Origin of the sequence: Citrobacter sp. B72 (genome assembly GCF_016894305.1) — a bacterium.
In the GTDB taxonomy this organism is placed as follows: domain Bacteria; phylum Pseudomonadota; class Gammaproteobacteria; order Enterobacterales; family Enterobacteriaceae; genus Citrobacter; species Citrobacter portucalensis.
Genome location: NZ_CP069801.1, coordinates 3656205 through 3676286, shown reverse-complemented (window position 1 = coordinate 3676286; position 20082 = coordinate 3656205). Strand labels below are relative to the sequence as shown.

Genomic DNA, 20082 nt, shown 5'->3' with positions numbered 1-20082 from the left:
ATGACGCTTATCCGGCCTGTGACACCACATCCGCTGGCCGATTACTCCACCGCAAACATTTTGTCGAGTTTGCTGTAGCCCAGACCGTTGATTTTTTTCACCTTGATCTGCACCGGAATGCGTTCTTTCATTGCTTCGACGTGGCTGATCACGCCAATGGTTTTACCGCTAGCGTTGAGCGCATCCAGCGCGTCCAGAGCGGTATCCAGCGTTTCGCTGTCCAGCGTGCCGAAGCCTTCATCGAGGAACAGGGAGTCAATTCGTGTTTTGTGGCTGACCAGATCGGACAATGCCAGCGCCAGCGCCAGACTCACCAGGAAGCTCTCGCCGCCGGAGAGCGTACGCGTGTCACGCACCGCATCGGCTTGCCAGGTATCGACCACCTCCAGCTCCAGCGCTTCGCTGGCCTTGCGCTGCAACAGATAGCGACCGTGCAGACGGGTTAACTGGTTGTTGGCAAGCCAGACCAGGTTATCCAGCGTCAGTCCCTGGGCAAATTTGCGGAACTTATCTCCCTCTTTCGAGCCGATCAGCGCATTCAGATAGCCCCAGTCTTCGACCTGTTGCGCGACGTTATCAATCTCCTGCATCAGCGCCTGCTGTTGCTGGCGGTTTTCAGCATCCTGCCTGAGTTGCTGGCGAATTTCTCCCTGACGAGTGGTGTTATCCCGCAGCAGTTGGGTGAGCTGCGCCAGCGTGTCTCGAAGATGTTGTGCCGTGAGCGTGAGATCCACCCCGGTTGGTTGCTGCTGTTGATGAGTCGCCAGCGCCTGCTGGGCCTGATTAAGCAGCGTTTGTGCCTGTTGTTGCTGGACTTCCAGCGATTGTTTCAACTGCTCAAGACGGTTGAAGGTCTCTTCATCCAGCAGGGCGGCGATAAAGGCGTCACGATTGTCAAAGATGCTGGCCTGCAATGCGGCATCAAATTGTGCCTGAATTTCTGCGGCGTGCTGAACGTCCTGTGCTTCTTGCTGCTGCAAGGTTTGCCACTGTCCCTGTAAAGAGAGGCAATCGTCGTGCACCTGCCGCCAGTTTTCCAGCGACAGATCCTCAATGTTTTCAGAAAGCACCTCAGATTCTGGCAGCGTTTCCAGCAGCGGCGCAAGCTGGGCAATCCGGGCCTGTAACTCAGTCAGTTCATTCTGGCGCTGTTGCCACATTTGCGCTTCGTTCGCCCGTTCGCTTAACCATGAGGAGACTTCATCCTCGGGCGGAAGGGCCAGGCCATGACGGTCCAGCTCTGAGGTTAACGTCGCCTGGCGCTGGTCAATATGCTGTTGGAGTTGAGTAATCTGTTCGGTATGCGCGGCGATTTGCGCCTGCAGGGTATGACGCAAGCTTAACTGGTGGAGCTGTTGTTCGTACTCTTCCTGAGCGGCCAGCCACGGGGCAATGTCATCCTGCGGTTGTAGCGATACGTTGAGGCTGGCGGTAACGGTCAGCCACTCTTGAGTAAGTGCTTGCTCCTCCTGAGAAAGCCTCTGTGCTTCATGTTCATCGCGCTGAAGTTGCTGCGTTATCGCCTCAAGCTGCCCGCGCAGGGTTGAGCCCTCATCGGCCAGCGTTTTGACCTCTTTTTCCAGCGCTTCACGTCGTGCCTGATTTACGCTCAGCTCAAGCGTCTGGTAACGCTCGATAGCCGGATGTGTAGTAGAGCCACAAAGCGGACAAGGTTTGCCGGATTCCAGTAATGCCCGATGGCTTTCCAGATCTTTGATGCGGGCTTCCTGCTCGCAAATGAGTCTCACATCGGTAAGCTGCTGGTTTTTATCTTTATAGCGCTGGCGTTTCTCGGCGAGTACCGCGTTGCGCTGGGTCAGTTCTTGCTGACGTTGTACAAGCGTAGCGCGTAACTGTGCCAGCTGCTTTTGCTTCGGGGCGATTTGCCCGTGCAGATTACTGAGCCGCTGGCGTAGCGGACGAAGCTGCACATGTTGCGCCAGCGCTTCTGTCACTTCCTGCGGCGAAAGCGTCAGTGCAGGAAGCGCCAGTGCATCGAGCTTACGTGTGTCATTCTCCCGCAGCTGCTGCCACTGGCGTAGCTGGGTGCTGGCGTCGGACTGTTGCGCCAGCAGCGCTTTCCAGCCAGCCAGTTCGCTACTCCATAAGCGGAAGCGGTCATGCTCGTTCAGCCAGTCGGTTAACGTCTGTTGTTCGGCCAGCATAGCGGCTGACTGCGTGTGCGCCTGCTGACGGATGCGTCCGCGCAGCGCTAAGCTGCTTTGTAAGCGAGCATTCACTTCCTGAATCTTCTGGCGCGTACGCTCGATAGTAGCCGTTTGTTCCTGGATTCGCTCCCAGTGATGGCGCAATGCTCTGGCCGGCTGCGCCAGGCTCAGCGCTGCCAGCTGCGGCTGCGCGTCTTCTTGCGCCTGAAGTGCTGCCTGTAATGCCTGCTGGTGGCGGTTTATGTCCGTCTGAAGCTCATTTTGCCGAATAAGCCAGTTGAAGTGCTGTTGCTGGGTTTGTTGGCTGGTAAGGTATTGTTTTTCTTCGTCAGTAAGTACCTGCAAACTTTCCGTCAGGGACTGCACCTGCTCTGGTGCTAACAGCGCCACGCCACTGGCCTTGGCCTGCAGTTTTTCCAGCTCCGTACGCGCTGACTTGTGCTTTTCAAACACCATGGCGGAGATTTGGCCGTAGATCTCAGTACCAGTTAACTCTTCCAGAAGCTCGGCGCGCTCTTTCGGTTTGGCATTAAGAAAGGCGGCAAACTGGCCCTGAGACAGCAGCATCGAACGGGTAAAACGCCCGTAATCCAGCCCGGTAAGCTCGGCGGTCATCTCCAGCTTGTCTTTGACTTTATCGGCGAGGATTTTACCGTCCGCGCAGCGGGCCAGCTCTACGCGTGGGACCTGCAGATTGCCCTCAGGTTGGTTGCGTGCCCGGTTCTGGCTCCAGAATGCGCGGTAGGCTTCGCCGCGCACCTCAAACTCGACCTCGGCCAGACACTCCGCGGTGTCGCGGGTCATCAGGTCGTTTTGCGACTGTGACACGGTATTCAGGCGCGGTGTTTCGTGGTACAGGGCGAGGCAAATCGCGTCCAGCAGGGTGGTTTTCCCCGCGCCCGTTGGCCCGGTAATGGCGAACAACCCGTTGCTGGCAAAAGGTTCTGCTGTGAAATCGACTTTCCATTCTCCCTTCAGGGAGTTGAGGTTCTTCAGGCGCAGGCTGAGAATTTTCATGCTTCACTCTCCCCGGCAAGCGTGTGTAAGGTTGCGCTAAACAGCTGATTCAACCGCTTGCGCTGAGGCTCCTCGAGCTCTTCCAACGCCAGGCGGCGGTCAAAAACTTCCGTTACGCTTAGCTCGCTTAACGTTTCGCGTCGTTCATTGGCCATAATACGTTCACGTTGTTCTCGACTACGGCGCACTAATAACACCTCGACCGGTAAATCTTCGGTTAAGGCCTGGATCTTACGTTGCATGTCATGCAGATAGTCGTCGGTGGTGATTTCAATATCCAGCCATATCGGCGGCTCTTGTGGCACGTTACGCCACTGCTCAAGCTGGGCGGTAATGGCGGCTAAATCGCCTTTCAGTACCGCAAGCGGCTGGGTGACCGGTACGGTGAGATTTTCAACGGCCCTGAGTTTCCCCGCTTCGAAACTCACCAGATGTACACATTTGCTTTTGCCGCACTCGTCAAAACTGAGGGCAATCGGTGAACCGCAGTAGCGAATATGTTCCGTGCCGCCGATAATCTGCGCCCGGTGAATATGCCCCAGTGCGATGTAGTCCGCGGGTGGAAAGTTTTGCGCCGGAAAGGCGTCCAGCGTACCGATATAAATGTCGCGTACGGCGTCACTTTTACTGGCGCCAACGGTGGTCAAATGCCCGGTCGCAATGATGGGCAGGTTTCGATCGCCACGCAGCGTGCAGGCGTCCTGATACTGCTGCTGGTAATAGTCGGTGATCGCCCCCAGCAGATGCTGCTGTTTTTCTTGTCCGGTTAGCCCGGCCTGGCTGGTAATGATGTCACGTGGTCGTAAGAAAGGAACCGGACACAGGATTGCTCCCGGCGTGCCATCACGTTGCGGCAGCACCTGCGGCGCATGGCCGGCGCTGGCAACGACCGTGGTGTTGAGAAACGCCAGAATATCGCGGGATTCATTGAGCGTGGCGACAGAATCGTGGTTGCCTGCCAGCACGACCAGATGACAACCGGTTTGCTGCAGATTGACGACAAAACGGTTATACAGCTCACGGGCGTAGCTTGGCGGTGAGCCGGTATCGAAAATATCGCCCGCCACAATAATGGCATCCACCTGCTGGGATTGTGCCGTCTCCAGCAGCCAGTCGAGAAAGGCCTGATGTTCAGCGGCGCGGCTCTTGCTGTAGAAATTTTGGCCCAGATGCCAGTCAGACGTGTGAAGGATGCGCATAAGAGTTCCATGACGATAAAACAGTGGCGGGGATTATAACCTCTCAAGGACGGTAATATCTTGTCTCCGGGCTGTCATAATTCGTCTGGCTGCGTTAAACCTGGACTATCTTTTCATAAATCTGTCATAAAACTGACGCATAATGGCACCGTATTGATGGCAAACGATTTAATTATAAACAGGGCAAATCATGGCGAGACGTATTCTGGTCGTAGAAGATGAAGCTCCAATTCGTGAAATGGTCTGCTTCGTGCTCGAGCAAAACGGTTTTCAACCCGTAGAAGCCGAAGACTATGACAGTGCTGTGAACCAACTCAATGAACCCTGGCCGGATCTCGTCCTGCTTGACTGGATGCTTCCCGGCGGCTCGGGTCTACAGTTTATTAAGCATCTCAAGCGCGAAGCCATGACGCGGGACATCCCCGTGATGATGCTGACGGCGAGGGGAGAAGAGGAAGATCGCGTCCGGGGTTTGGAAACCGGTGCGGATGATTATATTACCAAGCCGTTTTCTCCCAAGGAGCTGGTGGCGCGTATTAAAGCTGTGCTGCGTCGTATTTCCCCCATGGCGGTGGAAGAGGTTATTGAGATGCAGGGGCTGAGTCTTGATCCCACTTCGCATCGCGTGATGACCGGCGAAGAACCGCTGGATATGGGGCCGACCGAATTCAAACTGTTGCACTTCTTTATGACTCACCCCGAGCGCGTCTACAGCCGTGAACAACTCCTCAATCATGTCTGGGGAACCAATGTCTACGTAGAAGACCGGACAGTGGATGTGCATATCCGCCGCTTACGTAAAGCGCTGGAGCACAGCGGACACGATCGAATGGTGCAGACAGTTCGCGGGACGGGATATCGTTTTTCGACCCGCTTCTGACTGACAAGAATCAGGGCCTGATGGATTAGGCCGTTTATGGAGTAAGACGTTTGCTAGAACGATTGTCATGGAAAAGGTTGGTACTGGAGCTGATCCTGTGCTGCATACCGGCATTTATCCTTAGCGCTTTTTTCGGTTACCTGCCCTGGTTTTTACTGGCGTCGGTAACGGGCCTGCTTATCTGGCATTTCTGGAATTTATTACGTTTATCCTGGTGGTTATGGGTCGACAGAAGTATGACGCCGCCACCGGGGCGAGGCAGTTGGGAGCCGTTGTTATATGGGCTGCATCAAATGCAGCTTCGCAACAAAAAGCGCCGTCGAGAACTGGGTAACCTGATTAAACGTTTTCGCAGCGGGGCGGAATCACTACCCGACGCGGTGGTGTTGACCACCGAAGAAGGCGGTATCTTCTGGTGTAACGGACTGGCTCAGCAGGTTCTGGGACTGCGTTGGCCGGACGATAGCGGGCAAAATATTCTTAACCTGCTGCGCTACCCGGAATTCACACAATATCTGAAAACGCGCGATTTTAGCCGGCCAATCAATCTGGTGCTAAATACCGGACGGCATCTGGAAATTCGCGTGATGCCCTATACCGATAAGCAATTGTTGATGGTGGCGCGCGACGTTACCCAGATGCACCAACTGGAAGGTTCACGGCGTAACTTTTTCGCCAACGCCAGCCATGAGTTGCGCACACCGCTGACGGTGTTGCAAGGCTACCTGGAAATGATGCAGGAGCACCCGCTGGAAGGGACAACGCGCGAAAAAGCATTGCATACCATGCGTGAGCAAACGTACCGTATGGAAGGCCTGGTGAAGCAGCTGCTGACGCTGTCAAAAATTGAAGCTGCGCCGACGTTGCAGCTGAATGAGAAAGTCGATGTGCCCATGATGCTGCGCGTGATCGAGCACGAAGCGCAAACCCTGAGCCAGCATAAACATACGTTTACCTTTGATGTCGATAACAGCCTGAACGTGCGAGGCAACGAGGAGCAGTTGCGTAGTGCTATCTCGAATCTCGTGTACAACGCGGTGAACCACACACCAGCGGGAACGCATATTACCGTACGCTGGCAGCATGTGGCGTCGGGGGCGGAGTTTTGCGTGGAAGACAACGGTCCGGGCATTGCCCCCGAGCATATTCCACGTTTGACCGAACGTTTTTATCGTGTGGATAAGGCGAGATCGCGACAAACGGGCGGTAGCGGGCTGGGTCTGGCTATCGTGAAACATGCGCTGCATCATCACGACAGCCGTTTGAACATCGAAAGCGAACCAGGCAAAGGGACGCGATTTAGTTTCATGATCCCGGAACGTTTCATTGCCAAAAGTAACGGCTAAGACGTATTCGTAAGATAATCTTTCCAAAAGCCAGCGCAAGCTGGTTTTTTTTATATGGTCAATAGATGCCTCCTGAATTTCACAACGTTTGATTGTTTTTTGTTCGAACTATTACCCATACCTTTTTCCATGAAATGGTGTTTTGTGCTAACCCTATTTTTCATATCGCTATATTGTTCTGGTTTTTGGATCCCACCTTGCTTTAAAACGTTATAAGCGTTTAAATTGCGCTCCAGGTGCTGTCATACCGACTGCATTTACGCGGTAAATCGAAAAACTATTCTTCGCCGCGCCAGGTCGGGAGTGTTTCCCGCTGGAATTGAGCAAAAATGCCGCTGTATTGTCCCCCAGGGAAAGGCAAAAATTTACTATTTTCAACACCACATCCACAGGCAGTAAGACTTTATGACCCATCAGTTAAAATCGCGCGATATTATCGCTTTGGGATTTATGACATTTGCACTGTTCGTTGGTGCAGGTAACATCATCTTCCCCCCAATGGTTGGTTTGCAGGCAGGTGAACACGTCTGGACTGCGGCTTTTGGCTTTTTGATTACGGCCGTTGGCCTGCCGGTACTTACCGTTGTTGCGCTGGCGAAAGTCGGCGGTGGTGTGGACCGACTGAGCACGCCTATCGGTAAAGTTGCCGGTCTGCTGCTGGCGACCGTTTGCTATCTGGCCGTTGGGCCGTTATTTGCTACCCCGCGTACCGCGACGGTCTCTTTCGAAGTCGGGATTGCACCGCTGACTGGTGACTCTGCGCTGCCGCTGTTTATCTATAGCGTTATCTATTTCGCGATTGTCATTCTGGTTTCGCTTTATCCGGGCAAACTGCTGGATACGGTGGGCAATTTCCTGGCACCGCTGAAAATTCTGGCACTGGTGGTCCTGTCTGTCGCTGCAATCGTCTGGCCAGCTGGCCCGATCAGTAATGCGATGGAAGCCTATCAAACTGCGGCGTTTTCTAATGGCTTCGTGAACGGGTATCTGACCATGGATACGCTGGGCGCGATGGTGTTTGGTATTGTTATCGTTAACGCCGCTCGCTCGCGTGGTGTTACTGAAGCGCGTCTGCTGACCCGTTACACCGTTTGGGCGGGTTTAATGGCGGGTGTGGGCTTAACGCTGCTGTATCTCGCGCTGTTCCGTCTGGGTTCAGATAGCGCGATTCTGGTCGATCAGTCTGCTAACGGCGCGGCGATTCTGCATGCGTATGTTCAGCACACCTTTGGCGGTGCAGGAAGCTTCCTGCTGGCTGCGCTGATTTTCATCGCCTGTCTGGTCACCGCGGTTGGCCTGACCTGTGCGTGCGCAGAGTTCTTTGCCCAGTACGTTCCACTGTCTTATCGTACGCTGGTATTTATCCTCGGCGGCTTCTCGATGGTGGTTTCTAACCTGGGTCTGAGCCATCTGATTCAGATCTCTATTCCGGTGCTGACGGCTATCTATCCGCCATGTATCGCACTGGTTGTATTAAGCTTTACCCGCTCATGGTGGCATAATTCTTCCCGCGTCATTGCACCTGCGATGTTTATCAGCCTGATTTTTGGTATCCTTGATGGCATTAAAGCTTCTGCAATTGGCGACGTGTTACCGGCCTGGACCCAGCGTTTACCGCTGGCGGAGCAGGGGCTGGCGTGGTTGATGCCAACAGTCGTGATGGTGGTCCTGGCAGTTATCTGGGATCGCGCCGCGGGTCGACAAGTGACCTCCAGCGCACACTAATATCACTGACAATAAGTTTTAACCACGGGGCTATTAACATGGCCCCGTGGTTTTTTTATTGTGTTAACAGGTTAGGAATCGATGGAAAGTAATAACAAGCTAAAGCGTGGGCTGAGCACCCGGCACATCCGCTTTATGGCATTAGGTTCAGCAATTGGTACCGGGCTGTTTTACGGCTCGGCCGACGCTATCAAAATGGCGGGGCCAAGCGTATTGCTGGCCTATATTATCGGCGGTGTCGCGGCGTACATTATTATGCGTGCGCTGGGCGAAATGTCTGTTCATAACCCGGCAGCCAGCTCCTTCTCGCGCTACGCGCAGGAAAACCTCGGACCGCTGGCAGGCTACATTACCGGCTGGACCTACTGTTTTGAAATCCTGATTGTCGCCATTGCCGACGTGACAGCCTTCGGCATATACATGGGCGTCTGGTTCCCGGCGGTACCGCACTGGATTTGGGTACTCAGCGTGGTGCTGATTATCTGCGCCATCAACCTGATGAGCGTGAAGGTATTTGGTGAGCTGGAGTTCTGGTTCTCGTTCTTCAAAGTCGCCACCATTATCATCATGATTGTCGCCGGTTTCGGTATCATCATTTGGGGGATTGGCAACGGTGGGCAACCTACCGGTATCCATAACTTATGGAGCAACGGTGGCTTCTTCAGCAACGGCTGGCTCGGCATGGTGATGTCGCTGCAAATGGTGATGTTTGCCTATGGCGGGATTGAGATTATCGGGATTACCGCAGGCGAAGCCAAAGACCCGGAAAAATCTATTCCGCGCGCCATCAATTCCGTACCAATGCGTATCCTGGTGTTTTATGTGGGGACGCTGTTCGTCATTATGTCTATCTACCCGTGGAACCAGGTGGGTACCGACGGTAGCCCGTTCGTTATGACGTTCCAGCATATGGGCATTACCTTTGCTGCCGGGATCCTCAACTTTGTGGTTCTGACTGCGTCGTTGTCGGCTATTAACTCTGACGTCTTCGGTGTGGGGCGTATGCTACACGGCATGGCGGAGCAGGGCAGTGCCCCGAAAATGTTCGCCAAGACGTCGCGTCGTGGCGTGCCGTGGGTGACGGTAATGGTGATGACTATCGCGCTGCTGTTTGCGGTGTACCTTAACTACATCATGCCGGAAAACGTCTTCCTGGTGATCGCCTCTTTGGCGACTTTCGCCACGGTATGGGTGTGGATTATGATCCTGTTGTCGCAGATTGCTTTCCGTCGTCGTCTGCCGCCGGAAGAGGTCAAAGCGCTGAAATTTAAAGTTCCGGGTGGGGTAACGACGACCGTTGTTGGCCTGATTTTCCTGGTCTTTATCATCGCGCTCATCGGCTATCATCCGGATACCCGCATTTCGCTGTACGTCGGCTTTGCGTGGATTGTCCTGCTGCTGGTCGGATGGGGATTCAAGCGCCGTCGCGAGCGCCAACTGGCTGAAGCACAGTAATATTTTTGCCGGGTAGCTTTGCGTTACCCGGCAATTTTCTCCTCCCCCGAACTCCTCCCCCAATAAACGTTAAGATGAGGAGTGATCCTGCACTTCGCTATGGCAAGGTGACGTCATTATCATCAAAGGGGATACGTGATGTTGAACGCCTGGCACCTTCCGGTTGCCCCATTTGTTAAGCAAAACAAAGATCAACTGACGATTACATTATGGTTGGCGGGGGAAAATCCACCCCAGCGGGTGACGCTACGCGCAGAAAACGATAACGAAGAGATTTCGCTGGCTATGCACAAGCAGCGTAGCCAGCCGCAGCCGGGCGTGACCGCGTGGCGAGCGGCGATCGATCTCTCCAGCGGGCAGCCTCGTCGACGCTATAGCTTTAAATTACTTTGGCCCGATCGTCAGCTATGGTTCACCCCGCAGGGATTCGGCCGTTTTCCGCCTGCGCGTCTGGAGCAGTTTGCGGTTGATGTGCCGGATAATGGTCCGCAGTGGGTTGCCGATCAGATTTTCTATCAAATTTTCCCGGACCGTTTTGCCCGCAGCCAGTCGCGTGAAGCGGGCCAGGATAATGTCTATTACCACCACGCCGCCGGACACGACATCGTGCGGTGCGAATGGGACGAACCGCTTACGACTCAGGCCGGTGGCTCTACGTTTTATGGCGGCGATTTGGACGGCATCAGCGAAAAACTACCGTACCTGAAAACGTTAGGGGTCACGGCGCTGTATCTGAATCCTGTTTTTACCGCCCCGAGCGTGCATAAATACGATACCGAAGATTACCGTCATGTTGATCCGCAATTTGGCGGCGACAGGGCGCTACTGCGTCTGCGGCACAACACCCAACAGCAGGGCATGCGTCTGATTCTCGACGGCGTCTTTAACCATAGCGGCGATTCGCACGCCTGGTTTGACCGACATAATCGGGGAACAGACGGGGCGTGCCATAACCCAGAATCCCCCTGGCGCGATTGGTATCATTTTTCAGCCGACGGCGTTGCGCTCGACTGGCTGGGATATTCCAGCTTACCTAAGCTGGACTTTTCCTCGGAAAGCCTGGTGAATGAAATTTATCGTGGTGAAGACAGTATCGTCCGCCACTGGCTGAAAGCGCCGTGGAGTATGGACGGCTGGCGTCTTGATGTGGTGCATATGCTGGGAGAGGCCGGAGGCGCACGTAACAACCTACAACATGTGGCCGGAATTACGCAGACGGCAAAAGAAACCCAGCCAGAGGCGTATGTGGTGGGTGAGCATTTTGGCGATGCGCGCCAGTGGTTGCAGGCTGATGCAGAAGATGCCGCCATGAACTATCGCGGCTTTACTTTCCCCCTCTGGGGATTCCTCGCCAATACCGATATCTCATACGACCCGCAATCCATTGATGCCCAGACCTGTATGGCGTGGATGGATAACTACCGCGCGGGGTTGTCGCATCAGCAACAGCTGCGGATGTTTAATCAGCTCGACAGCCATGATACCGCCCGCTTTAAATCTCTGCTCGGTAAAGACGTCGCACGGTTACCGCTAGCGGTGGTATGGCTGTTTACCTGGCCTGGCGTGCCCTGTATTTACTACGGTGACGAAGTGGGGCTGGACGGGAACAACGATCCGTTTTGTCGCAAACCGTTCCCGTGGCAGCCTGAAAAACAGGACGCTGCTCTGCTGGCGTTGTATCAGCGGTTGGCAAAATTACGCCACCAGAATCAGGCGCTGCGCCACGGTGGTTGCCAGGTGATTTACGCCGAGGATAACGTGGTAGTGTTTGTTCGCGTGCTAAACCGACAGCGCGTAATGGTGGCGATTAACCGTGGCCACGCTTGTGAAGTGGTCCTGCCTGCCTCGCCATTACTGAGCGTGAGTCAATGGCAGCACAAAGAGGGCAACGGCATGCTTGCCGACGATATCCTGACGTTGCCGGCGATTTCCGCCTCAGTATGGATAGGTCATTGATATAAGCGCGCAATTTCCGGGCTTGCCAGCAGCGTTTCCCGCCACCACCGCTGTGCCAGCCCATCGCGGTTATTGCGCCATGCCATATAAGCCACGTCTTTTTGGCGAAATGAGATAACCGTTTTTTCCACCAGCTCGCCCGTGGTAAGCCACGGGCTGGCAATATGGCGGGGGAGAAATCCGCAGCCCATACCGGCTCGTAGTAGCATCACCTTACTGTGGAAGTCATCGACGCGGATTTGCGCCTGTTCCTCCATCAGATTGGTTTGCAACGGATGGCAGAAGCGGGCGCTGTCGCTGATAACAATCGCCCGATGCAGGCATAACTGTTCGTTGGTCAGGCCGTCTGCTGCTGCGGCCAGCGGATGCTCAGGCGCAACGACAAACACATTGTCCAACGTGCCGAGCATTTTATAGGACCAGGCTGCAGACGTTGGCGGTTCATTAATTGCCCCCAGAATAATATCGGCTCCATTATGGGTCAGCTCCTCCCAGGAGCCCGCCAGCGTATGGTGGGTAAAACTGAGGCGAGTTTGTTTATTCAGCGCATGAAATTCATCGATAATGGGCAACAGCGCGGCGAAAGGGAAGGAGTCGTCCAGCGCAATTGCCAGCTCTTTTTCCCAGCCTGAACTCAGCTGTACCGCCTGCTTTTCGAGATCTTTTGCCGCATTCAGCAGCAAACGCCCTTTTTCCAGCATCATCTGTCCGGTATCGGTAAATTTTGCCCGGTGCCCGGAACGGTCAAGCAGCTCGATATTCAAATCGCTTTCCAGCTTCTGAATCATATAGCTGAGTGCGGCAGGGGTTTTAAACAGCGACTCGGCCGCTGCGGCAAATGAACCCTGTTTGTCGAGTGCGTCGAGAATAAGCAAAACATCCAGATTAATGCGCATAAGCAGAAAATATCCTGAAAATTAAACCCTTCTGTTGTACCGAATGAAGAAAAACAATGCCAGTGAATAAATTAGATGAGTCATGCGCATTTTTTTGATGTTGTTTAGGATATATCGCAACACAAAATTAATAGTTTCACAGGATGGTAAGTTTTCTTTAATAACTCGTTAGAAATTTCCCGCTATACTCAACAAGCTTTCTGATTCAGGATCCTGCTGCTGACGGCAGATACAGACCGTTGCCTTTTAACTTATTGATTAAGAAGGTGTGCTATGTCTATTCGGGAACTGATTGACCCTCAAAACTCTACGCTTATTTTTATTGATCATCAGCCGCAAATGTCATTCGGTGTGGCGAATATTGATCGCCAGACTTTAAAAAATAATACCGTTGCATTAGCGAAAGCCGGGAAAATATTCAATGTTCCGGTGATTTATACTTCTGTAGAAACCAAAAGTTTTAGCGGATATATCTGGCCGGAATTGTTAGCGGTTCATCCTGATGTCAAACCCATTGAACGCACCTCAATGAACTCCTGGGAAGATGCGGCGTTTGTGAAAGCGGTGGAAGCGACCGGGCGTAAAAAACTGATTATCTCCGCGCTGTGGACCGAAGTATGCCTGACTTTTCCGGCGCTAATGGCACTGGAGGCAGGCTATGAAGTTTATGTGGTAACTGATACCTCCGGCGGCACGTCCGTAGATGCTCATGAGCGTTCTATCGACCGCATGGTACAGGCAGGTGCCGTACCCGTAACCTGGCAACAGGTTCTTCTCGAGTACCAGCGCGACTGGTCCCGCAAAGAAACCTACGACGCCGTAATGGATCTGGTACGCGAGCACAGCGGCGCCTACGGTATGGGCGTGGATTATGCCTATACCATGGTGCATGGCGCGCCGGAACGTAAAGCTTAAATACATGTCATCCTTCATGTTGCATCTTTGTTGGCTTCGCTTGCGTACCCCGGTCACTTACTTATGTAAGCTCCCGGGGATCCACAACCTTGCCGCCTCGATGCACCATGAATGATTTTGTGTATTGCTTTCTTGGCCTAAGTGGCCTATTTCCTCTCAACAAGGAACCCTTCATGGCGCAGAACAAACATGTGACGTTGGTAATTACTCACACTCTGCTACCTGAGCAGGCGCAGAGGTATGAGCAGTGGCTGGGGAAAATCATGCCTGTAGCGGCTGAATTTCCCGGTCATCTCGGGGCGAACGTGATTCGCCCGGCAGATGGCAACAACCTGTGGAACATCATTATCCGCTTCGACACGCTTGAGCATCTGTATAGCTGGACCCAGTCCGATACGCGCCGCGTGTTGGTCGAAGAGATTGCTCCACTGCTGGCTGAAGGTGACAAAACCGAAATTCGCACCGAAGCAGCATTCTGGTTTACGCCGCCCGCGCCCCATGTACGCCAGCCCAAACGCTGGAAACAGTTTCTGATAACCCTGCTAGTGATATTTCCCAGCACCAATCTGGTGCCGTGGTTGACCGGCATTGTGCTGCCTGCAATGAAGGGCTCGTTACTCCTGCATCTCATCAATGATGCCTTTGTGGTTGCGCTGGTGGTCTGGTTCTGGATGCCCATCGTAACCCGTCTGTTTGCCGGATGGCTGAAAAAAGCCTGACCGGTATCTCAGGAGATTGTTATGTCTCAAACTGCCACACTGATTCTGACTCACGGAAAAATTCATACTCTCGACAGGCAAAGTCCGCAGGTCGAGGCGGTAGCGATCGCCAACGGAAAGATCCTGGCGACCGGTAGCCACGATCGGGTAATGAGCTTTGCCGCCGAAGGGACGCAGGTTGTCGATCTGCAAGGACATACGGTGATTCCGGGCCTGAACGATTCGCACCTGCACCTTATTCGTGGTGGACTGAATTACAACCTGGAATTGCGTTGGGAAGGCGTGCCGTCACTGGCGGACGCGCTACGCATGCTCAAAGACCAGGCTGACAGAACGCCGTCGCCACAATGGGTACGCGTGGTGGGCGGCTGGAGTGAATTCCAGTTTGCCGAACGTCGCATGCCAACCCTCGAAGAACTGAATGAAGCCGCTCCGGATACTCCGGTTTTTGTTCTGCATCTCTACGACCGGGCTTTGCTCAACCGCGCCGCGCTGAAAGCGGTTGGCTACACCAAAGCGACGCCGGATCCGGCGGGCGGTGAGATTGTGCGTGATAGCAACGGCAACCCGACCGGAATGCTGATCGCTAAACCGAACGCGATGATCCTTTACTCGACGCTGGCAAAGGGACCAAAACTGCCGCTGGAAATGCAGGTTAATTCGACCCGCCAGTTTATGCGTGAACTGAACCGTCTGGGACTGACCAGCGCCATCGATGCGGGAGGCGGCTTCCAGAACTACCCGGAAGATTACGAGATCATTGAGCAGTTACACGCCAACAAACAGATGACGGTGCGTATTGCCTACAATCTGTTTACCCAGCGTCCAAAGCAGGAACTGGAAGACTTTGAACGCTGGACCGATATGCTCAAGCCAGGGCAGGGAACCGACTTCTATCGTGCCAACGGGGCAGGGGAAATGCTGGTCTTTTCTGCAGCGGATTTTGAAGACTTCCTTCAGCCACGTCCGGATCTGCCGGAGGGTATGGAAGATGAGCTGGAGCGCGTGGTTCGTCACCTGGTGGAGCATCGCTGGCCGTTCCGCCTGCACGCCACCTACGATGAATCTATCAGCCGAATGTTGGACGTATTTGAGAAAGTTAATCGTGATATCCCGTTCAATGGCCTGCACTGGTTCTTCGATCACGCCGAAACAATTACCGAACGGAACATCGAGCGTGTAAAAGCACTGGGCGGCGGGATTGCGGTCCAGCACCGTATGGCGTTCCAGGGAGAGTATTTTGTCGATCGCTACGGCAAAGACGCGGTTAAACATACGCCGCCGGTGGCGAAAATGCTGGCGGCTGACGTTCCGGTCGGGCTGGGGACTGACGCCACCCGCGTGGCCAGCTACAACCCGTGGACCGCGCTCTACTGGCTGGTTTCGGGCCGTACCGTTGGCGGGATGGCAATGTACGATGATAACAACCGTCTGCCGCGTGATGTGGCGCTGGAACTGTGGACGGCCGGGAGCGCCTGGTTTTCCAGCGAACAGGGTAAGAAAGGGCGCATCGAGAAAGATCAACTGGCCGACCTGGTGGTGCTGTCTAAAGATTACTTCAGCGTGCCGGAAGAAGAGATCAAAGGTATTGAGTCGGTGATGACCGTTGTTGATGGCAAAGTGGTTTACGCCGCCGGGCATTTCACCCCGCTGGCACCACCTGCTATTCCGATTGTGCCGGACTGGTCGCCAGTGGTGAAGGTGCCGGGGCACTATCGCTCAGCGCCACCTGCTGCGGCGAAAATTGGCGCAATGGTGCAGATGCACCAGTGCTGCGGTAGCTGCGATGTACACGGTCACCAGCATGATATTGCGCGGAAATCGGGGATTCCGGTGTCAGATGACCGGGCTTTCTGGGGCGCGCTTGGCTGTTCCTGCTTCGCGTTTTAATCGCTTATCGGATCTGCTAACAATAAAAAAGGCCCGCATTTGCGGGCCTTTTGTCGATTCATGCCAATTACAGGCTGGAAACGTTCTCGGTCAGGTATTTTGCCACGCCGTCCGGAGACGCGTTCATACCTTCTTTACCTTTTTCCCACTGTGCCGGGCAAACGTCGCCGTGCTCTTCGTGGAACTGCAGCGCGTCAACCATGCGCAGCATTTCGTCGATGTTACGACCCAGCGGCAGATCGTTAACCACCTGGTGGCGAACAACGCCGTTAGCATCGATCAGGAAAGAACCGCGCAGCGCAACGCCCGCTTCCGGGTGCTCGATGCCGTAGGCTTTCTGGATTTCGCGTTTGATGTCAGCAACCATTGCGTATTTCACTGCACCGATGCCGCCTTTGTCGACAGGGGTGTTACGCCATGCGTTGTGGACAAATTCAGAGTCGAAGGAAACGCCAACAACTTCAACGCCGCGCTTCTGGAATTCTTCGTAACGTTTGTCGAATGCGATCAGTTCAGACGGGCAAACGAAGGTGAAGTCCATCGGCCAGAAGAACAGAACGGTGGTTTTACCGTTGGTATGCTGTTTGAAGTTGAAGTTTTCAACGATCTCACCGCTACCCAGTACCGCAGCTGCTGTGAAATCCGGAGCCTGACGAGTTACCAGTACCATATAATTCTCCTGCAAAGTTAAGGGGTTTTTGGAACGCAACGCGGGCCAGTATAGAGAGTGTTCGGGAATAAGACAAAGAGGCGCTGGCAATCAATGAGACAGGTTTTGTCTATCAATCTTTTGCCGGACGGCGGCTACAGCTTATCCGGCGGGGAATGCGGGCTGCGATCAAAGGGTTTTACGTCGCGCCTGTTCCATCATTTGCGGATAAAACTGCCAGAATCGTTCTTCTAACGCATCGTAATGCGTATCGAGGTCATACCATGAGTCGCGTAGGGCATCGAGCCGTGGACGGCGGCTGGCCATGCCGTTCAGGACGTTCTGGATAAAATCCATATCCCGATAACGCTCAAGCCATTTCTCTGACCATATATAGTTGTTCAGATTGATAAAGCGCGGCGGCGATTCCGGCAAAATAGTGGTTACCTGGGTACGGGCATAGCGCACAAAGTCCGTCAGCGGGAAGTCAGGGGAGATTTCCGACCAATGACGCGACAGAAAATGATCCCACATAACGTCCAGCGTAATCGGCGCGACACGGCGTGTTTCGCTACGAAACCACTCTTTGGCTTCACGCACCTGCGGTAAGTTATCGGTCATCACGTCGATACGACGATGCATGAAGATGCCTGCTACCACATCAGGCGAGTAGTGCGTTTCCGGATTACCCCGGACAAAATCGGCCAGCAGATTGCCGGAAAGCGAGCTATCGGCAAGATGAGCGAGATGCAAATGTGCAAGAAAATTCATAGTTAAACGTTTATCCAGAGGGGTAAAGGTTGCAGGGAGAACGCCCCGGCACTAGACTACCCGCCTCTTATTTTAGTCTGAGTCAGTGTCATGCGCGTTACCGATTTCACCTTTGAACTACCCGAATCCCTGATTGCCCACTATCCGCAAGCTGAGCGCAGTAGCTGTCGCTTGCTGTCTTTGGACGGGCCGACGGGCGCGCTGACGCACGGTACTTTCACCGATTTGCTCGATAAGCTCAACCCTGGAGACTTGCTGGTCTTTAACAACACCCGCGTCATTCCTGCGCGTCTGTTTGGTCGTAAAGCCAGCGGCGGCAAGATTGAAGTGCTGGTCGAGCGTATGCTGGATGACAAACGTATTCTGGCGCATATTCGTGCCTCGAAAGCGCCGAAACCGGGTGCCGAGCTGCTGCTGGGCGACGACGAAAGTATTAAAGCGACGATGGTCGCCCGCCATGACGCGCTGTTTGAAGTTGAGTTTAACGACGAACGCAGCGTGCTGGATATCCTCAACGCCATCGGCCATATGCCGTTGCCGCCGTATATCGACCGTCCGGATGAAGACGCCGACCGCGAGCTGTACCAGACCGTATACAGCGAAAAACCGGGTGCCGTCGCTGCGCCGACCGCGGGTCTGCATTTTGACGATCCGCTGCTGGCTAAACTGCGCGATAAAGGCATTGAAATGGCGTTCGTCACCCTGCACGTTGGAGCGGGTACTTTCCAGCCGGTGCGCGTAGACACCATCGAAGACCACATTATGCATTCTGAATATGCGGAAGTGCCGCAGGATGTGGTGGACGCGGTGCTGGCGGCGAAAGCGCGCGGTAATCGCGTGATAGCCGTGGGAACAACGTCCGTTCGCTCACTGGAAAGTGCGGCGCAGGCGGCCAAAAACGATCTCATCGAGCCGTTCTTCGGCGATACACAGATCTTTATTTATCCAGGCTATAAATATCAGGTGATTGATGCTCTGGTCACCAACTTCCACCTGCCGGAATCGACGCTGATTATGCTGGTTTCCGCATTTGCTGGTTATAAAAACACCATGCACGCCTATCATGAAGCGGTAAAAGCGGAATATCGCTTTTTTAGTTACGGGGATGCCATGTTTATCACGTACAATCCGCAGGCTATTTCTGAGCGACCGTGAGAAGGCTATCTCACTTGCCATTTTGATGTCGGGCAGTGCTCGCCATCCTCACGTACTGCGTGTACGCTCCGGTGGCTGTGCGCTGGTCGCCCCCAAACTGGCTGCGCCGATTGCGCCTTCGCCAGTGGGTTAATATATTTTTACTCCGTGGAGTGATTCCGTGGGGAAAGTTTAATCATCAGACTGTCTCTCTGATGCAGGAGAAAAAATGAAATTTGAACTGGATACCACAGACGGTCGCGCGCGCCGCGGCCGCCTGGTTTTTGATCGTGGCGTAGTAGAAACGCCTGCTTTTATGCCGGTCGGTACTTACGGCACAGTAAAAGGCATGACGCCGGAAGAAGTTGAAGCGACCGGCGCACAGATTATCCTCGGCAATACTTTCCACCTGTGGCTGCGCCCGGGTCAGGAAATCATGAAACTGCACGGCGATCTGCACGATTTCATGCAGTGGAAAGGGCCGATCCTCACCGACTCCGGCGGCTTCCAGGTGTTCAGTCTGGGCGATATCCGTAAGATAACTGAGCAGGGCGTGCATTTCCGTAACCCGATCAACGGCGATCCGATTTTCCTCGATCCTGAGAAGTCAATGGAGATTCAATACGATCTCGGTTCCGATATCGTGATGATCTTCGACGAATGTACACCGTATCCGGCCGACTGGGACTATGCTAAACGCTCAATGGAGATGTCTTTGCGTTGGGCGAAGCGCAGCCGTGACCGTTTTGATAGTCTCGGCAACAAAAATGCGCTTTTTGGCATCATTCAGGGCAGTGTTTACGAAGATTTACGTGATATCTCCGTCAAAGGTCTGGTAGATATCGGCTTTGATGGCTACGCTGTCGGCGGTTTGGCTGTCGGTGAGCCGAAGGAAGATATGCACCGCATTCTGGAACATGTTTGCCCGCAGATTCCGGCAGATAAACCGCGTTACCTGATGGGCGTCGGCAAACCAGAAGATCTGGTTGAAGGCGTGCGTCGCGGTATCGATATGTTTGACTGCGTGATGCCAACGCGAAATGCCCGTAATGGTCATTTGTTTGTGACTGACGGCGTGGTAAAAATTCGTAACGCGAAACATAAAAGCGACACCAGTCCGCTCGATGCTGAGTGTGATTGTTACACCTGTCGCAATTATTCGCGCGCTTACTTGCATCATCTCGACCGTTGCAACGAAATATTGGGCGCGCGACTCAACACGATTCATAACCTTCGCTACTACCAGCGTTTGATGGCGGGTTTACGCAAGGCTATTGAAGAGGGTAAATTAGAGAGCTTCGTGACCGATTTTTACCAACGTCAGGGTAGACCAGTTCCACCTGTGAACGTTGATTAATTTTA

The 20082-nt window shown here is 53.9% G+C and carries 15 protein-coding genes; 10 read left to right on the top strand and 5 right to left on the bottom strand.

Translation table 11 applies throughout. The features are described from left to right. Positions 1-41 precede the first annotated feature (41 nt). Both sbcC and sbcD read right to left on the bottom strand, forming a co-directional pair. Positions 42-3185: an exonuclease subunit SbcC gene (gene sbcC, locus JQN59_RS17565; protein ID WP_149607784.1), complete on the bottom strand. Its 3144-nt coding sequence runs from the start codon at positions 3183-3185 to the stop codon at positions 42-44. Further along, complete coding sequence (gene sbcD / locus JQN59_RS17560) at positions 3182-4384, bottom strand: exonuclease subunit SbcD (RefSeq protein ID WP_103015021.1); 1203 nt, start codon at positions 4382-4384, stop codon at positions 3182-3184. Before sbcD ends, sbcC begins: the two co-directional genes overlap by 4 nt. A gap of 190 nt (positions 4385-4574) precedes the next feature. Between sbcD and phoB the strand changes: the two genes are divergently transcribed. From phoB to malZ, 5 genes are all read left to right on the top strand, one after another. Beyond that, complete coding sequence (phoB, locus tag JQN59_RS17555) at positions 4575-5264, top strand: phosphate response regulator transcription factor PhoB (protein ID WP_003830970.1); 690 nt, start codon at positions 4575-4577, stop codon at positions 5262-5264. 50 nt (positions 5265-5314) lie between these two features. After that, positions 5315-6610: a phosphate regulon sensor histidine kinase PhoR gene (gene phoR / locus JQN59_RS17550; RefSeq protein ID WP_003830971.1), complete on the top strand. Its 1296-nt coding sequence runs from the start codon at positions 5315-5317 to the stop codon at positions 6608-6610. A gap of 405 nt (positions 6611-7015) precedes the next feature. Continuing rightward, complete coding sequence (gene brnQ / locus JQN59_RS17545) at positions 7016-8335, top strand: branched-chain amino acid transporter carrier protein BrnQ (RefSeq protein ID WP_003021501.1); 1320 nt, start codon at positions 7016-7018, stop codon at positions 8333-8335. A gap of 81 nt (positions 8336-8416) precedes the next feature. Continuing rightward, positions 8417-9790, top strand: a complete 1374-nt coding sequence (gene proY, locus JQN59_RS17540; RefSeq protein ID WP_003021504.1) for a proline-specific permease ProY — start codon at positions 8417-8419, stop codon at positions 9788-9790. A gap of 138 nt (positions 9791-9928) precedes the next feature. Beyond that, positions 9929-11746, top strand: a complete 1818-nt coding sequence (malZ, locus tag JQN59_RS17535) for a maltodextrin glucosidase (protein ID WP_204528093.1) — start codon at positions 9929-9931, stop codon at positions 11744-11746. Here malZ and JQN59_RS17530 read toward each other — a convergent pair. Further along, positions 11740-12642 carry a LysR family transcriptional regulator gene (locus JQN59_RS17530; RefSeq protein ID WP_003830973.1) on the bottom strand — a complete coding sequence of 301 codons (903 nt, stop codon included), beginning with the start codon at positions 12640-12642 and terminating at the stop codon, positions 11740-11742. The genes malZ and JQN59_RS17530 overlap by 7 nt on opposite strands. A gap of 273 nt (positions 12643-12915) precedes the next feature. Here JQN59_RS17530 and JQN59_RS17525 point away from each other — a divergent pair, with 273 nt between their 5' ends. The 3 genes from JQN59_RS17525 (at position 12916) to JQN59_RS17515 (ending at position 16166) form a co-directional block, all read left to right on the top strand. Next, the gene (locus JQN59_RS17525; RefSeq protein ID WP_003021513.1) at positions 12916-13557 is read left to right on the top strand and encodes a hydrolase; all 642 of its coding nucleotides are present in this window, start codon (positions 12916-12918) and stop codon (positions 13555-13557) included. 173 nt (positions 13558-13730) lie between these two features. After that, positions 13731-14276, top strand: a complete 546-nt coding sequence (locus tag JQN59_RS17520) for an antibiotic biosynthesis monooxygenase (protein WP_003830975.1) — start codon at positions 13731-13733, stop codon at positions 14274-14276. Positions 14277-14297: 21 nt separating this feature from the next. Then, positions 14298-16166: an amidohydrolase gene (locus tag JQN59_RS17515; protein ID WP_136391571.1), complete on the top strand. Its 1869-nt coding sequence runs from the start codon at positions 14298-14300 to the stop codon at positions 16164-16166. A gap of 67 nt (positions 16167-16233) precedes the next feature. Here JQN59_RS17515 and JQN59_RS17510 read toward each other — a convergent pair whose 3' ends face one another. Together JQN59_RS17510 and acpH are read right to left on the bottom strand one after the other, a co-directional pair. After that, entirely contained in the window at positions 16234-16836 is a 603-nt protein-coding gene (locus tag JQN59_RS17510; RefSeq protein ID WP_003021524.1) for a peroxiredoxin, read from the bottom strand. A gap of 168 nt (positions 16837-17004) precedes the next feature. Next, complete coding sequence (acpH, locus tag JQN59_RS17505) at positions 17005-17586, bottom strand: ACP phosphodiesterase (protein WP_032942524.1); 582 nt, start codon at positions 17584-17586, stop codon at positions 17005-17007. A gap of 90 nt (positions 17587-17676) precedes the next feature. Between acpH and queA the strand changes: the two genes are divergently transcribed. Together queA and tgt are read left to right on the top strand one after the other, a co-directional pair. Further along, a complete protein-coding gene (queA, locus tag JQN59_RS17500; protein ID WP_032942525.1) occupies positions 17677-18741 on the top strand; it encodes a tRNA preQ1(34) S-adenosylmethionine ribosyltransferase-isomerase QueA in 1065 nt (354 codons plus the stop codon). Positions 18742-18949: 208 nt separating this feature from the next. Beyond that, entirely contained in the window at positions 18950-20077 is a 1128-nt protein-coding gene (gene tgt, locus JQN59_RS17495; RefSeq protein ID WP_003021535.1) for a tRNA guanosine(34) transglycosylase Tgt, read from the top strand. Positions 20078-20082 lie beyond the last annotated feature (5 nt).